Below are 14,492 nucleotides of genomic sequence, written 5' to 3' on the forward strand. Positions count from 1 at the left end.
CGAGTATATGGGAGGAATTTGGTATGGCGGCACCATTTACACTATGCGAGAAGAGAATGAAAAAGTAGAAGCTATTTACGTTGAAAATGGCGTCATTGTTCATATAGGGAATAAAGAAGAGTTAGAAAACCGATATTCAGAAGTGAAGTTATATGACTTAAAAGGGAAAACGATGATTCCAGGTCTTGTTGATAGCCATATGCATCTTATTGGGCATGGGGAGAGGTTGCTTCGTCTAGATCTATCAAATTGCAAATCTTATAGCGAAGTACTTACTCTTGTTCAGAAGCGCGTAGAAGAAGCGCCAAAAGGATCTTGGATTATCGGAGAAGGATGGAATGAAAATAATTTCACAGATACAAAACAAGTTCATGTACGTGATTTAGATGAAATCTCTAAAGAACATCCGATTTTATTAAAGCGTGTTTGTCGTCACGTGACATGGGTGAATTCATACATATTGCAAGAAGCGAACATAACAGAAGCGACGCAAGATCCAAAGGGCGGAAAAATTGGTCGTGACTCATTAAATAAATTAACAGGACTTTTATATGAGCAAGGACAAGAGTTAATTAAACATGTTCAGCCCGAAATAGATGGAGTGTATTTGCAAAGTGCTCTGCAAACAGCGATTTCAGACTGCTGGCAATATGGACTCGTTGGCGGACATACGGAAGACTTAAATTATTATGGCGGCTTTCAAAAAACGTACAATGCGTTTTCACACGTTATAAAAGAAATGCGGTTTAAAGCGCATTTACTCGTTCACCATGAAGTAGCGAATGAGCGAAACGAATATGAAAATGAGCACTATATTGAATTTGGAGCGATGAAAATTTTTTCTGACGGATCTTTTGGCGGAAGAACGGCTTTATTAAGTGAACCGTATGAAGATGCGAAGGAAACAAATGGAGTTGCCATTTTCTCACGTGAAGAGCTTGCAGGTTTAGTGAAAAAAGCACGGGATTTACATATGCCAGTTGCGATTCATACAATTGGTGATTTATCGCTTGAATATATCATTGATGCGCTTGAATTACATCCACCAGCAGAAGGATTACGTGACCGTATTATTCATTGTCAGCTAGCTCGTGAAGAGTTGATTGAAAGAATGAAACACTTGCCAGCTATTATTGATATTCAACCAGTCTTTGTTTCATCGGATTTTCCATCAGTGATTGAAAAACTAGGAGAACGCCGTCTTCGTTATGCGTATGCTTGGAGGACGTTACTGGATGCAGGATTACACTGTAATGGAGGCTCTGATGCTCCAATTGAACAAGTGAATCCGTTTTTAGGTATATATAGTGCTGTTACACGTAGAAGTTTTATTGACGGCGTATGCTATATGCCAGAAGAAAGATTAACGGTATATGAAGCTGTCTCTTTATTTACAACAGGAAGTGCGTATGCAATCGGAAAAGAAGCGAAGCGAGGACAAATCGCAAAAGGATATGAGGCAGACTTTACGATATTAGACCGCAATGTTTTTGAAATTGAGGCGGAAGAAATAAAAGAAGTACAGGCAGAAATGACCGTCATTGATGGGAAGATTGTTTATAGAAAAGACGTCTAAAAATTTGAGGGAGCGGCTCCGAAAATACATTTTGGTGCTGCTTCCTCTTTTTAGATAGGTTGATGATGTCGGTAAATTGATATTTTGGGTAAAATCGTTGATATAATTTCATATACTGTTGTCCTATTCCAAAATGTTTTGTGAAACAGCGTCAAGTTGCATTTGATAAATAAAAAACCCTCGAATTATGGAAATCCCATAATTCGAGGGTTTTTTGATTACTATAAAAACGTTCTCTGTACTTTTTCCCAGAAAGAGTTGTTTTTTAATTTAACAGTTTTAATTTGTTTATCGCTTAAACGAACAACGGCTTTTTCCACTTGTTTAATGCTAAGTGCTTCGTTATCCATTCCGATAACAGGATAATCATTTCCATCTGGTTTAAGTGTTAAAGTTAACGTACGCTCGTGATTTAAAAGGAACGGTGACCCGAGTGTACGGTATGTGTTGTTATTTAAAGATGCTAGTTCGCTTACTTGGAAACATGGGATAAGTGGATCGACAACTGCACCATGTAATGATTTATTGTAAGCGGTACTGCCTGTTGGTGTGGAGATAACTAATCCATCACCTCTAAATGTTTCAAAATGTAAATTATCGACGTGTACATCTACGACAAATGTTTTAATGATGCTAGAGCGTAATGAAAATTCATTTAAACAATGGAAAGATGTACCATGATCTACATCTACTTTAATTGTTGGATATTTTCGCACTTCAATTTCGTTTTTTGTAATTTCTTGAAGGGCTGTATCAACGTGATCGATGTGGAAATCGCAGTAGAAAGAAATTTCATCTTTCGTAGAAATACCTGCGTATAAGCAATCTTCTCTAAAGCCGGTTTTACGAACGGCTTGTAAAAAGGTTCCATCATCTCCAACGCTGACGATAGCGTTTGCATTTTTTGGATGATCTAATATGGTAAATCCATTCTCCTCTAAAATACGATATACTGGTTTCATTTTTTCAACGAGCGTTACTTTGTCATCACCATAAAAGAAAAATAAATTGCGACGATTTGCCATTATGTATCCCTCCACTGCAGTTAAATTTTCTAGTCTTAGTGCTGCATATCATCAAAATTTATTCTGAATAATATGCTCAAATAGTATATTTCGATATAAAATGTCAAAATCCCTTTTTATTTTTAGAAAAATTTTTATATTCAATTTTATCAAAGGTTGTTTAATGATGAATAAACTTGTCGATAATGGGTATGGAGTGAAAGGATGGTAAGAATGAAATGGCTTGTAATTGGAATGATAATTCTTCTACTTTTTATTTTGCTTATACTATTATCGAAAATATCGCTTAAGGTGACGTTTTTATATTCAGAAATGGAAAAACAATGTTTATTTCAAGTGAAAATATGGATGATTCGATATACGTTTGATGTATTGGAAAGAATTGAAAAACAACAGAAAAAAACGGGGCAGAAAATCGAAAAAGCTGAGAAAGATGGCGGAATAGATAATAAAATTATGGCACAACTTGATAGCATTGGAGAACTGATAAAAAAGCTTCAAGAAGTTCATACTATTGTTAAAGATTTTCTCAAACGAGTGAAAATCAATAGTTGGAAGTGGCATTCACAAATTGGAGCAGGCGATGCGGCTAGTACTGGAATTGTCACTGGGTATGCATGGGGGACAAAAGGAATGGCTGCTGGAGTTGTAGGACAATATATGCATATTGTCGACGTACCAGAATTTGAAATTACCCCTGTTTTTCAAGGGAAAGGATTTGCATCAAGGTGTGAGTTAACAGCATCTTTTCGTATATTTCGTGCTATAAAAACGGGTATCAAATTACTCACGTTTATGAGAAGACAAAGATCTGGTACGAACGAAAAATCAGTTCAATCATAGGGGGGATATAAAATGGACCATCCAATTCAAGGTTTAATGACAACCGCAATGCAGCATTTAAAACAAATGACTGATGTAAATACAATTGTTGGTGACCCAATTAAAGCGGCAGATGGAAGTGTAATTCTTACAGTTTCGAAAGTCAGTTTTGGATTTGCTGCTGGTGGAAGTGAATTTGGTAAAGTAGAACATTCAGGCCGTCATCCATTTGGCGGGGGAAGTGGTGGAGGAGTTTCTATTAATCCTGTTGCCTTTCTTGTTATAAATGGAGAAGGTGTGAAAGTATTACACTTAGATAAGCAAACACACGTCATCGATAAAATAATTGAATTAGCGCCACAAGCTGTTGATAAAGTGAAAGAAATGATGGATAAACGAAAAGAAGATGATCCTGAATTTCAAATTTAACGAATAAAGAAGCTGATCAATGGATTAGCTTCTTTATTTTTTTGTAAATAAAGCGATTTTATTTGCATTATTGATAGGGACAAACTATCATTTACATTGTACATATTTTGTTTAAAATAAGGGAGGATTTTTAAGTGGCAAATGTAACTTTTAAAGGTAACCCAATGACTTTAGTTGGAACAGAAGTTAAAGTTGGCGATCAAGCGCCTAACTTCCAAGTATTAGCAAATGACTTATCTCCAGTAAGTTTAGAGACATACAAAGGTGAAGTGAAATTAATTAGTGTTGTACCTTCAATTGACACAGGTGTGTGTGATGCACAAACTCGTCGTTTTAACCAAGATGCAGCAGGTATTGAAAACGCGAAAGTATTAACAATTAGCGCTGATTTACCATTCGCTCAAAAACGCTGGTGTGCAGCAAACGGTTTAGAAAATGTTGTAACACTTTCTGATCACCGTGACCTTTCATTCGGTGAAGCTTATGGCTTAGTAATGAAAGAACTTCGTTTACTTGCTCGTGCAGTATTCGTAGTAGATAGCAATGACAAAGTAGTTTACGCAGAATACGTAGGCGAAGGTACAAGCCATCCAAACTATGAAGCAGCATTAGAAGCAGCTAAATCTGCGAAGTAATGTAAATGAAGACGACCTCTCATTAAAGTTTTACTTTAGAAGAGGTCGTCTTTTTTCATATATTGTTAACTGAACCAATATATGAGAAAAGACGTTACATCATAAACAACTTGAAGGGGAGCTCTTTGCAAGAGGTCGCTTTTTCTTTTGGGAAAAATTTAGATTATGGTATGATATAAGTTATGTGTAAAAGAGAGAAGGAGGAATGTACGTGAGTCAGGCAGTAGAAACATTATTTTCTATTTTTGATTCTTCTACGGTAGTTTTACGTAAAGAATTAGATGTAACATATTTAGAGGCGCTTGTAGAAACAGGTGATAACTTGTTTGAAGGAGCGATTTTACAAGAGGAATTATCCGAATCAACAATTGAACGGTTGAATCGTGAATATAGTACGTTTAATGAAGAAACATATAAAGGGGAAGAAATTCGTAAAGCATTTCAGCTAGCCATTTTAAAAGGAATGAAAGAGGGCGTACAAGCGAATCACGAAATGACGCCAGATGCAGTTGGAATGTTCATGAGCTACTTATTCCATAAGTTTATGCAAGGTCAAAAAGAAATTACTGTTTTAGACCCTGCAATTGGAACTGGTAACTTAATGACTACATTGTTTAATAGCGCCAAAGAAGAACTAACAATGAGTGGATTTGGTGTAGAAGTGGATGAGGTGTTAATTAAACTTGCTTTAGTAAATGCAAATTTACAAAAGCATGCAATCGAATTCTTCCACCAAGATGGACTAGCACCACTTTATATTGATCCAGTTGATGCAGTCGTTTCAGATTTACCAATTGGTTATTATCCAAATGAAATTGTTGCAAGTGAATATACATTAAAAGCAAATGAAGGAATGTCATATGCACATCACTTATTTATTGAACAAAGTGTGAAACATACGAAAGAAGGCGGGTATTTATTCTTCTTAGTACCAAACTTCATTTTTGAAAGTGATCAAGCGCCAAAGCTACATGCATTCATTAAAGAGACATGTTTTATTCAAGGATTATTACAGCTTCCTGTTTCCATGTTTAAAAACGAGAAAAATGCAAAAAGTATATTTGTTCTCCAAAAGAAAGGCCAAGGTGTAACAATGCCGAAACAGGCACTACTAGTGGAATTACCTAAATTCTCTAACATGAAGGCTATGGAGAACATTATGGATCAATTGAATACTTGGTTTGCAACACATAAATAATACGATATATATGTAACAGGGTTAGTAATTAATGTAGTACAGTTTTATAGGATATGTAATGTTTTTTAATATATACAAGATTTAACTGAATTTTTTTGAAATCTGTAATATATTTTTTTTCTTGGTGTTACAATTTTTTCACTTGAAATATATGTCGGACGATGTTTAAATTAAAATCGTGAGTATAAAATTTACTAATGATGAAACGTTTTCATCATTAGCGAATTTAATTAGATAAAATCGAGCGGTTTGTGGAATGATCCACACAACTACCAAGAGAAAAAGGGGCGAAAGACTAGATGTCAAAAATCATCGCGATTAACGCAGGAAGCTCTTCGTTAAAGTTCCAATTATTTGAAATGCCAAGTGAAACAGTATTAACAAAAGGTTTAGTAGAACGTATCGGTTTAGAAGATAGTATCTTCACAATTACTGTAAATGGCGAAAAACAAAAAGAAATTACAAACATCCCAGATCATGCAGTAGCAGTTAACATGCTTCTTAAGAAATTAACTGAAAACGGAATCGTAAAATCTCTTGATGAGATTGGCGGTATCGGTCACCGTGTTGTACACGGCGGCGAAAAATTTGCTGATTCTGTTTTAATTGATGCTGAAGTATTAGCTGATATCGAAGAATTAAGCGATTTAGCACCACTTCACAACCCAGCAAACCTTGTTGGTATTAAAGCATTCCAAGAAGTACTACCAAACGTACCAGCAGTAGCAGTATTCGATACAGCATTCCACCAAACAATGCCGGAATCTGCATTCCTATACAGCTTACCATATGAGTACTATGAGAAATTTGGCATCCGTAAATACGGTTTCCACGGAACTTCTCATAAATATGTAACTGAGCGTGCGGCTGAATTATTAGGTCGTCCAATTGAAAGCTTAAGCCTACTTTCTTGTCACTTAGGTAACGGTGCAAGTATCGCAGCAGTAGAAGGCGGTAAGTCTATCGATACTTCTATGGGCTTCACTCCACTTGCTGGTGTAACAATGGGTACACGTTCTGGTAACATTGACCCTGCGTTAATTCCATACATCATGGAAAAAACAGGCCAAACTGTAGAAGAAGTAGTTAGCGTATTAAACAAGAAGAGTGGTATGTTAGGTCTTACTGGTTACTCTAGTGACCTACGTGACATCATTGCGAAAGAAGAAGAAGGCGACCACCGTGCGAAAGTAGCACTTGATGTATTCGTGAGCCGTATCCATAAATACATCGGTTCTTACACTGCTCGTATGAAAGGTGTAGACGCAATCATCTTCACAGCTGGTGTAGGTGAAAACAGTGCAATTATTCGTGAGCGCGTATTAGAAGGCCTTGAGTACATGGGCGTATACTTCGACGTAAAACGCAATAACGTATTCGGTGAAGAAGCATTCATCAGCTTCCCACACTCTCCAGTAAAAATTATCGTAATTCCAACTGACGAAGAAGTTATGATTGCTCGTGACGTATTACGTCTTGGAGATATTGGTTAATATACTATATAAAAAAGACGAGATCCTATAGGATTTCGTCTTTTTTCTTTTGGATATATTTCGAAATTCCATCCGGATATAGTAATTTTTCCTTCTGAATGAAAGCTGTAATGGGAATCCATTTCGCATACGATACGGTTTGCTCATCTTGTATATTCATTTTTTCCATTTCATATAGTGACATGTCTAATAAGCGTAAAGAATATAGCTGAATGATTTCATGACCAATTTCTCCATCTAGATGAAAGATGTTTTCTAAGCAGCCTAAATAATTGGTGATTTCCACTTCTGTGTGAAGCTCTTCTTGAAATTCGCGAATAACAGTATGTGCTGATTTTTCACCAAGTTCAATTGATCCGCCAAGAGGTCGGTAATATGTTTCATCGCCTGTATGATATTCTTGTACAAGAAGGCGACCGTGATGTATAGCAATGCCAAAAGCTTTTGCACGTGGATACATATATAATCACTCCTTATTTATTTTGTATAAGGATGATTATAAGGCAGGGTGTGATAAAAGGTGACGTGTATTTAAGCGTTTGGCCGAATTGTGATGCCATTAAATAAGTCATTCCAAAATGCTTCATTGTACTGGTATATATCCATCACTGGGCATTTTATAACACAAATATTTTGTAATCCCCAATCTTCTTGGGCGATAGTTGGTACATCTTCAGGAATGAGTAATAGGACAGAGAATGTATGTTTAACTATTTGAGATAAAATTTGTTCCAAGGAACGTGCTTCTTCGTATGTTCCTCCCGTTCGAATAAACAATGTGGATTCTGCCGTTTCGATTGTAGTTAGAAAACGATTAATTCGATGCTCATAGTTTAACTTAATTTCTGTATAAGAAGGCCAGGATGTTGGTGTGTTTACATCTGTTTTAAAGTCGTGACAGGAGTCGATTTCATATAGGTTGTCACGGAGTCTTAATTTCGCATCATCATCCCAAAATGAGATGAAGGATAAGTTTTCGAACTGTAAAAAACGGTCAAATCGATTTTGTAATAATAAATTCACTTTTTCTAATGAAGGGCTTAGCATAAAATCGATAACACCAAAAAATGGTGATAATTCGAATTGATATAAAGCCCAAGCAGGCCAGCAGTTTTGTCCTAAGCTGAATACTGCATTATATTCTTTTTTTATATTGGATAGATTCATGTGATTCATCTCATCCTTTTTGCTAATATTTTATGTCACTAAAAAATGGTATGTGAATAAAGATAGACAAGCATATTTGCAAAGAACAAGCGGAAATATGTTACAATAGGAAAAAATCGAACGAGGTGGTTGTTGTGATGCGATCGAAGCGAGAACAAGCCATTTTAGACAATATAAAAGAGTGGGAAGGGCAATTAGTAGAGCAGGAAGCGACCGATTTTCAAAAGATGTTTGATAAGTGGTTGCATACTACAGTTGCAAAACTACCTGAGAAAAAACGAAAAGACTTTTTTACGAAAGCAGATGGATGGCTCTTTCATTTGCATGCACTTATTCAAAGTTCACAATCACAGTTAGATGCACGTAATCGTATTTTAGGAACATCGAGATTATTTGATGAATCAATTGAGCAACTTGAAGATTTGAAGGCGTTATCTATTGATCAATTAACATACATAGCAGAGCAGCAAACAGCACGTCATCGTCTATATTCATTCGTACAAGGCGGAGCAACAGGTGTTGGCGGTCTATTATTATTAACGGCTGATTTTCCGGTTATGATTGCGTTAAATGTGAAGGCTGTCCAACTTGTTGCGACATCATTTGGGCATGATGTGAACAAGCCGTATGAAATGATGCTTGCGTTAAAGGTATTCCATGCAGCATTATTGCCGGCGAGACTTCAGCAATACGCATGGTACAATTTACTGAGAGAACTTGAGCAAGAAGATTCATTCTTTTATGAAGGAGACGAAGAGGTGTTAAAGCCAGCTTCTACTGAGGTTGTGTTAAAACAAATTTTGAAGACATTTTCGATTTATGCTCTCCGTCGTAAATTATTCCAAGGCATTCCTGTACTTGGAATGGCAATTGGCTCTACAGTGAACTACCGCTTAACGAGGAATGTTACTGAATTTGCAAATAAGTTTTATCAAGTACGCTACATATTAGAAAAAGAAAAGAGAGCATGAAAAAAGCGAGAGGCCGAAGCCTTTCGCTTTTTAGTTTGTCGCATGTTTTTTGGATATTGGAATAGAAACGGGTTGCTTTGCTGCTTTCTTTTCTGTTTTTGGATAGTAAATTAAATCCAATGTTTTTGCCTGTACGGCAATCGAAAGAATAGTAAAAGCAATTTCTGTCCAATTTAAATAATATAATGAAAGCGCAAGAACAATCGCGTCAAAGACGAAGAAAATTTGCCCAATTGTAAACCGAGTTCGTTTACTTAATATAATTGTTAAAATATCGTCTCCACCGGTTGCACCGCCAAATCGCAATATAAAACCGAGTCCAATACCAGCTAACGCACCGCCAACTACTGCAGCTACAAATAAATTATTTGATAAATCTACCGTAAAAGGAGAATAATTTTCCATAAGGGAATAAAATACTCCGAATGAAAGTGAGCCTAAGAATGAATAGCCAACCATTTTTCTACCTAAAAATGAAGCACATAGTAAAATAATAGGGATATCCATTACTACAGTTGAAATAGATGGTGAAATATCATAAAAATTTTGGATGAATAGTGCAATACCTACAAAGCCACCTTCTGTTAAGTGGTTTTGGAAGTGAATGTGATATAGCGCTGCTGCTAATATAAATGAACCGATTAAAACCATAAAAACTTCTTTAATAATTTGTCGACTTTGGATGTTCCTCATCGTTATTCCTTCTTTCCGTAGTTAGTAGTCCTTTTGGTGTTGTAAACTAACTACGAGCTCACATGTAGCTTTCAGTTAGTTTACGAAAAAAACTAACTACGCTATATGTCGCTGAAGAAATAACGAATAATCCTCTCGTCCATCAATTCTCCCTACCTTCGTTTTAGTTTAAGTCTTAAAGCGACTAAACAAAACGGGGAGTAGGATTCTTCATTTAGCAATCCTGCTCTTCTTTGTTTTGTTTAGCTAGTAACAATTAAGTCCTAAACAAAACGCTATGTGTAAGAAGAGTCTTTTTTTTGCCAAATTATCCTTCGGGCAATCATAATTTCCCCACTCTCGTATTTTTTTCGCTAGACTAAAGTATCTGAGCTGAAAAATACGCTACGTGTATGATTCGTCAATACGATGCCACATGCTCCTTCGAGCGATCATGATATCAAAATCCCTTCCTTCAAGATTTATATTATTATATCATACTTTCAAAAAATACATGCGGATGGAAACCGACAATAACCGAAGAGAATCTACAAAAAATGTTATGTTTAAATATTTTTGTAGAAAAGCCTAAGTTATTTCGTAGAACTGGACAACTTTTAGAAGTTTGTCCAATAAGTAAGAAAAGAAGGGTTTTTATTCAATTGTATTGTTCTCATCACTTTTATCTTTAAAAAATGCATCCCAGCTAATGATACTTAAAAAAGTTAAAGCGATAATAATGAAAGCTCGCATAAGTTTGAGACCTCCTTTTGTACATAGTATATGAATAATTTGTTTCGGAATGTGTCATTTTTTTACAAGCTCTAACTATTATGAGAGTATATTAATATAGATAGATGAGGGGGAGAATGGAGATATGCTAAAAGACATGTTTAAAAGAAAAGAATTAAAATGTGTTTCATGTCAGAAAAAGATTCAATATGAAGAAGAGCTAGTTGCTTTTGTAAAGTTGCCGAAAGAAAGAAGTATATTAGTAGGCCCGTTTGATGTATGTTTAGCAAAAACAGTGCAAGAAATATATTGCAAAGCTTGTTACGACAAAAAAGCATGACCCAAATTAATTGAGGGGCATGCTTTTTTCATTGGTGTGCTTTTCCCTCAGATACATTTTGAGTGAGTCGATACCAAAGCCAAAGATCGTTAATAATTGAAGCAAGATCGGCAATTTCTGAATTTAGCTTGCAAGAAATTTCGAAGTCTTCTTCGTTATTTAAGTGGTGTTGTTTAGCGTTAATATGTTGCTCAAGTTCCTTTATGCGATCAGGTATTTTTCCGCGAACTTGCTCCCATTTTAATAAAATAGAATGCTGCGCTTGTTCAGAGATGTCTTCCCATTTTTTTTGTATGTTCGGTACTTCAATTCCTAGATGTTCATTGTATATAAAATACTTTTTCATAGACACCCCTCCATTTTCCTTCCTCTATTTTACATAAAAAAAGAAAGAAGTTCGACGAAATTGTTTGAAAAAAATTTATAAATTCCCCTTGATTCATTTTATGAAAGGTGATAAAGTTTGGATTATTATAAGAAAAGATGAATATTTATTCTTTAGGGGGATGCAAAATGGAGAAGAAAAAAGTTGTATTAGCATATTCCGGAGGTCTTGATACTTCCGTTGCAATTAAATGGTTACAAGAGAAGAATTATGATATTATCGCGCTTTGCTTAGATCTAGGGGAAGGTAAAGACTTAGCGTTTGTAAAAGAAAAAGCACTTTCAGTAGGTGCAATTAAATCATATATGATTGATGTTCAAGAAGAATATGCGAATGAATATGCATTGATAGCGATGCAAGCTCACACGTTATACGAAGGGAAATATCCTCTTGTCTCTGCATTATCTCGTCCGCTTATTGCAAAAAAATTAGTAGAAATTGCAGAGCAGGAAGGCGCAAGTGCAGTTGCACATGGATGTACAGGGAAAGGGAATGACCAAGTTCGTTTTGAAGTTTCTATTCAAGCGTTGAATCCATATTTAGAAGTTATTGCGCCTGTACGTGAATGGAAATGGTCACGTGAAGAAGAAATTGCATATGCAAAAGAAAATGATATACCGATTCCAATTAATTTAGATAGCCCGTTTTCAATCGATCAAAACTTATGGGGACGCAGCAACGAATGTGGAATTTTAGAAGATCCATGGGCAGCGCCGCCAGAAGAAGCATACGAGATGACATTAGCATTAGAAGATACACCGAATAAACCAGAGTTTGTAGAAATCGGATTTGAAGCAGGAGTACCGACGACTTTAAACGGCACTGCATATTCACTTTCAGAACTAATTAAAACGTTAAATGCACTTGCTGGCAAACATGGCGTGGGACGTATCGACCATGTAGAAAATCGCCTTGTCGGTATTAAATCTCGTGAAGTATATGAATGCCCAGCAGCAATGACATTAATAACAGCGCATAAAGAACTTGAAGATTTAACACTTGTGAAAGAGGTTGCTCATTTCAAACCGATGATTGAGCAAAAACTAACAGAATTAATTTATAACGGTTTATGGTTCTCACCTTTAAAACAAGCACTCAATGCTTTCTTACAAGAAACGCAAAAAAATGTAACAGGTACAGTGCGTGTGAAATTATTTAAAGGTCATGCGATTGTAGAAGGGCGTAAATCTGAGTACTCTTTATACGATGAAAAATTAGCAACGTATACTGCCCAGGATGAATTTAATCATGATGCAGCAGTTGGATTCATTTCATTATTCGGTTTACCTACGAAAGTATACAGCCAAGTGAATCAAAAGAAGGTGGAAGCGTGAGCAAACTTTGGGGCGGACGTTTTACAGAAGAAGCGGAAGCGTGGGTTGAAGAGTTTGGAGCATCCATCTCCTTTGATCAACAATTAGTAAATCAAGATATAAAAGGGAGTATCGCACACGTAACGATGTTAGCAAAGCAAGGCATTGTTACGAAAGAAGAAGCAGAGAAAATAAAGATTGGGCTTCAATATTTACTAGAGGAAGCGAAACAAAATAAATTGAATTTCTCAGTCGAGGCTGAGGACATTCATTTAAATATTGAAAAGATGTTAATTGAAAGAATCGGTGAAGTAGGAGGGAAACTTCATACAGGCCGAAGCCGTAACGATCAAGTAGCGACAGATATGCATTTGTATTTAAAAGAAAAAGTAGAAGATATTATAAAAGCTACAAAACAATTGCAAACTGTTCTTGTTCATCAAGCGGAAAATAACATCGAAACAATTATGCCCGGCTATACGCACTTGCAACGTGCACAGCCGATTTCATTTGCGCATCATATTCTTGCTTATTTTTGGATGTTAGAGCGCGATGTGAATCGTTATGAAGATTCGTTAAAGCGTATTAACATTTCACCATTAGGAGCAGGAGCACTAGCTGGTACAACATTCCCGATTGACCGAGAATATAGTGCGGAGCTTCTTGGATTTAATGGAATCTATGAAAATAGTTTAGATGCGGTAAGTGATCGTGATTTCATACTGGAGTTTTTAAGTAACTCATCTATGCTTATGATGCACTTATCACGCTTTTGCGAAGAACTTATTTTATGGAGTAGTCAAGAATTTCAATTTATTGAAATGAGCGATCAATACGCAACAGGAAGCAGTATTATGCCGCAGAAGAAAAATCCGGATATGGCGGAACTTATTCGTGGTAAAACTGGCAGAGTATACGGTAATTTATTCAGTTTACTTACAGTAATGAAAGGATTGCCGCTCGCTTACAATAAAGACTTACAAGAAGATAAAGAAGGAATGTTTGATACAGTGAAAACAGTAGAAGGATGCCTTCATATTATGGCAGGCATGCTTGAAACGATGACTGTAAACAAAGAAAAAATGGGGCAAGCTGTGACGCAAGACTTCTCTAACGCAACAGAAATTGCCGACTATTTAGCAAGCAAGGGACTGCCGTTCCGTCAAGCTCATGAAATTGTCGGGAAACTAGTTCTTCATTGTACGCAAAAAGGAATCTATTTATTAGATGTACCACTTGAAACGTATAAAGAAATGAGTCCGTTATTTGAAGAAGATTTATATGAAGTTCTTTCACCTTATGCAGCTGTAAAGCGTCGTAACAGTGCTGGCGGGACAGGATTTGAGCAGATTGAAAAGGCTTTGGAGAAGGCGAAGGGGTTAGCAATAGAGTTTGTTGGAAGTTAAATGATATATGATATAGAAGGTAAGGTGCTTTTTTAGAAAGTACCTTACCTTTTTGTATGGATTTAATTAAGCCTAGAACAATATGTTCTAGGCCTAAAGCTTCATTGATTAATCATACTTGTGTCGATCTTCCGTAATCCGAATGTATTCAATATCCATTAAATCTCGAAGCAATGCACCGTGACTTAGTTCAACACCATGTTTTTCTTTAAAATGCTCGCGAATCGTATTTAACATTTCGAGTTCTGTACCGTTCACATCTAAAATAATACGTTCATAATCATCCATGTAGCATCCTCCTTTTCTAAACACATATATTTTGTCCGTC

The 14,492-nt window shown here is 36.1% G+C and carries 16 protein-coding genes; 10 read left to right on the top strand and 6 right to left on the bottom strand.

Annotated features, from left to right (window positions below; genetic code table 11):
• Positions 1–7 precede the first annotated feature (7 nt).
• Positions 8–1,576 carry an amidohydrolase gene (locus tag MKX66_RS24055; RefSeq protein ID WP_341087258.1) on the top strand — a complete coding sequence of 523 codons (1,569 nt, stop codon included), beginning with the start codon at positions 8–10 and terminating at the stop codon, positions 1,574–1,576.
• A gap of 221 nt (positions 1,577–1,797) precedes the next feature.
• On the opposite strand, the gene MKX66_RS24060 is transcribed toward MKX66_RS24055, so the two are convergent.
• On the bottom strand, positions 1,798–2,601 hold the full coding sequence (locus tag MKX66_RS24060) for an NAD kinase (protein ID WP_016120893.1): 804 nt from the start codon (positions 2,599–2,601) through the stop codon (positions 1,798–1,800).
• 204 nt (positions 2,602–2,805) lie between these two features.
• Here MKX66_RS24060 and MKX66_RS24065 point away from each other — a divergent pair, with 204 nt between their 5' ends.
• The 5 genes from MKX66_RS24065 (at position 2,806) to ackA (ending at position 7,178) form a co-directional block, all read left to right on the top strand.
• A complete protein-coding gene (locus MKX66_RS24065; RefSeq protein ID WP_016106347.1) occupies positions 2,806–3,444 on the top strand; it encodes a DUF2953 domain-containing protein in 639 nt (212 codons plus the stop codon).
• Positions 3,445–3,456: 12 nt separating this feature from the next.
• Positions 3,457–3,852, top strand: a complete 396-nt coding sequence (gene ytfJ / locus MKX66_RS24070; protein WP_000350005.1) for a GerW family sporulation protein — start codon at positions 3,457–3,459, stop codon at positions 3,850–3,852.
• 134 nt (positions 3,853–3,986) lie between these two features.
• Complete coding sequence (gene tpx / locus MKX66_RS24075; RefSeq protein WP_000024524.1) at positions 3,987–4,487, top strand: thiol peroxidase; 501 nt, start codon at positions 3,987–3,989, stop codon at positions 4,485–4,487.
• Positions 4,488–4,698: 211 nt separating this feature from the next.
• A complete protein-coding gene (locus MKX66_RS24080) occupies positions 4,699–5,685 on the top strand; it encodes a class I SAM-dependent methyltransferase (protein WP_002015548.1) in 987 nt (328 codons plus the stop codon).
• Positions 5,686–5,984: 299 nt separating this feature from the next.
• Positions 5,985–7,178, top strand: coding sequence for an acetate kinase (gene ackA / locus MKX66_RS24085; RefSeq protein WP_002015546.1), 1,194 nt, complete (start codon positions 5,985–5,987; stop codon positions 7,176–7,178).
• A 25-nt stretch (positions 7,179–7,203) separates the two neighbouring features.
• Here ackA and MKX66_RS24090 read toward each other — a convergent pair whose 3' ends face one another.
• Both MKX66_RS24090 and MKX66_RS24095 read right to left on the bottom strand, forming a co-directional pair.
• Positions 7,204–7,638 carry an NUDIX hydrolase gene (locus MKX66_RS24090; protein WP_215590245.1) on the bottom strand — a complete coding sequence of 145 codons (435 nt, stop codon included), beginning with the start codon at positions 7,636–7,638 and terminating at the stop codon, positions 7,204–7,206.
• A 71-nt stretch (positions 7,639–7,709) separates the two neighbouring features.
• Positions 7,710–8,345, bottom strand: a complete 636-nt coding sequence (locus tag MKX66_RS24095) for a DUF1796 family putative cysteine peptidase (protein ID WP_002129398.1) — start codon at positions 8,343–8,345, stop codon at positions 7,710–7,712.
• Between the two features lie 137 nt (positions 8,346–8,482).
• Between MKX66_RS24095 and MKX66_RS24100 the strand changes: the two genes are divergently transcribed.
• On the top strand, positions 8,483–9,316 hold the full coding sequence (locus MKX66_RS24100) for an EcsC family protein (RefSeq protein WP_341087261.1): 834 nt from the start codon (positions 8,483–8,485) through the stop codon (positions 9,314–9,316).
• 30 nt (positions 9,317–9,346) lie between these two features.
• On the opposite strand, the gene MKX66_RS24105 is transcribed toward MKX66_RS24100, so the two are convergent.
• Positions 9,347–10,009, bottom strand: a complete 663-nt coding sequence (locus tag MKX66_RS24105; protein ID WP_002015542.1) for a YitT family protein — start codon at positions 10,007–10,009, stop codon at positions 9,347–9,349.
• A gap of 856 nt (positions 10,010–10,865) precedes the next feature.
• Here MKX66_RS24105 and MKX66_RS24110 point away from each other — a divergent pair.
• Positions 10,866–11,060: a hypothetical protein gene (locus MKX66_RS24110; protein ID WP_341087263.1), complete on the top strand. Its 195-nt coding sequence runs from the start codon at positions 10,866–10,868 to the stop codon at positions 11,058–11,060.
• A gap of 28 nt (positions 11,061–11,088) precedes the next feature.
• Here the strand turns inward: MKX66_RS24110 and MKX66_RS24115 are convergent, their stop codons facing one another.
• The gene (locus MKX66_RS24115) at positions 11,089–11,406 is read right to left on the bottom strand and encodes a radical SAM protein (protein WP_341087265.1); all 318 of its coding nucleotides are present in this window, start codon (positions 11,404–11,406) and stop codon (positions 11,089–11,091) included.
• A 167-nt stretch (positions 11,407–11,573) separates the two neighbouring features.
• On the opposite strand from MKX66_RS24115, the gene MKX66_RS24120 reads away from it, so the two are divergent.
• The gene (locus MKX66_RS24120) at positions 11,574–12,779 is read left to right on the top strand and encodes an argininosuccinate synthase (protein WP_002129394.1); all 1,206 of its coding nucleotides are present in this window, start codon (positions 11,574–11,576) and stop codon (positions 12,777–12,779) included.
• Complete coding sequence (gene argH / locus MKX66_RS24125) at positions 12,776–14,164, top strand: argininosuccinate lyase (protein WP_002143374.1); 1,389 nt, start codon at positions 12,776–12,778, stop codon at positions 14,162–14,164. The genes MKX66_RS24120 and argH overlap by 4 nt, the downstream gene beginning before the upstream one ends.
• Before the next feature lie 108 nt (positions 14,165–14,272).
• Here argH and MKX66_RS24130 read toward each other — a convergent pair whose 3' ends face one another.
• Positions 14,273–14,452 carry a hypothetical protein gene (locus MKX66_RS24130; protein ID WP_002034316.1) on the bottom strand — a complete coding sequence of 60 codons (180 nt, stop codon included), beginning with the start codon at positions 14,450–14,452 and terminating at the stop codon, positions 14,273–14,275.
• Positions 14,453–14,492: the final 40 nt, after the last annotated feature.

The sequence above is a fragment of the Bacillus sp. FSL R9-9530 genome (assembly GCF_038008145.1).
Classification (GTDB): Bacteria; Bacillota; Bacilli; order Bacillales; family Bacillaceae_G; genus Bacillus_A; species Bacillus_A mycoides.

Coding starts and splice junctions, on each gene's coding strand:
- ytfJ (WP_000350005.1), top strand. CDS start 3,457: ATGGACCATCCAATTCAAGGTTTAATGACAACCGCAATGCAGCATTTA.
- MKX66_RS24130 (WP_002034316.1), bottom strand. CDS start 14,452: ATGGATGATTATGAACGTATTATTTTAGATGTGAACGGTACAGAACTC.
- MKX66_RS24065 (WP_016106347.1), top strand. CDS start 2,806: ATGGTAAGAATGAAATGGCTTGTAATTGGAATGATAATTCTTCTACTT.
- MKX66_RS24060 (WP_016120893.1), bottom strand. CDS start 2,601: ATGGCAAATCGTCGCAATTTATTTTTCTTTTATGGTGATGACAAAGTA.
- MKX66_RS24095 (WP_002129398.1), bottom strand. CDS start 8,345: ATGAATCTATCCAATATAAAAAAAGAATATAATGCAGTATTCAGCTTA.
- MKX66_RS24090 (WP_215590245.1), bottom strand. CDS start 7,638: ATGTATCCACGTGCAAAAGCTTTTGGCATTGCTATACATCACGGTCGC.
- MKX66_RS24110 (WP_341087263.1), top strand. CDS start 10,866: ATGCTAAAAGACATGTTTAAAAGAAAAGAATTAAAATGTGTTTCATGT.
- MKX66_RS24105 (WP_002015542.1), bottom strand. CDS start 10,009: ATGAGGAACATCCAAAGTCGACAAATTATTAAAGAAGTTTTTATGGTT.
- MKX66_RS24120 (WP_002129394.1), top strand. CDS start 11,574: ATGGAGAAGAAAAAAGTTGTATTAGCATATTCCGGAGGTCTTGATACT.
- ackA (WP_002015546.1), top strand. CDS start 5,985: ATGTCAAAAATCATCGCGATTAACGCAGGAAGCTCTTCGTTAAAGTTC.
- MKX66_RS24100 (WP_341087261.1), top strand. CDS start 8,483: ATGCGATCGAAGCGAGAACAAGCCATTTTAGACAATATAAAAGAGTGG.
- MKX66_RS24115 (WP_341087265.1), bottom strand. CDS start 11,406: ATGAAAAAGTATTTTATATACAATGAACATCTAGGAATTGAAGTACCG.
- MKX66_RS24055 (WP_341087258.1), top strand. CDS start 8: ATGGGAGGAATTTGGTATGGCGGCACCATTTACACTATGCGAGAAGAG.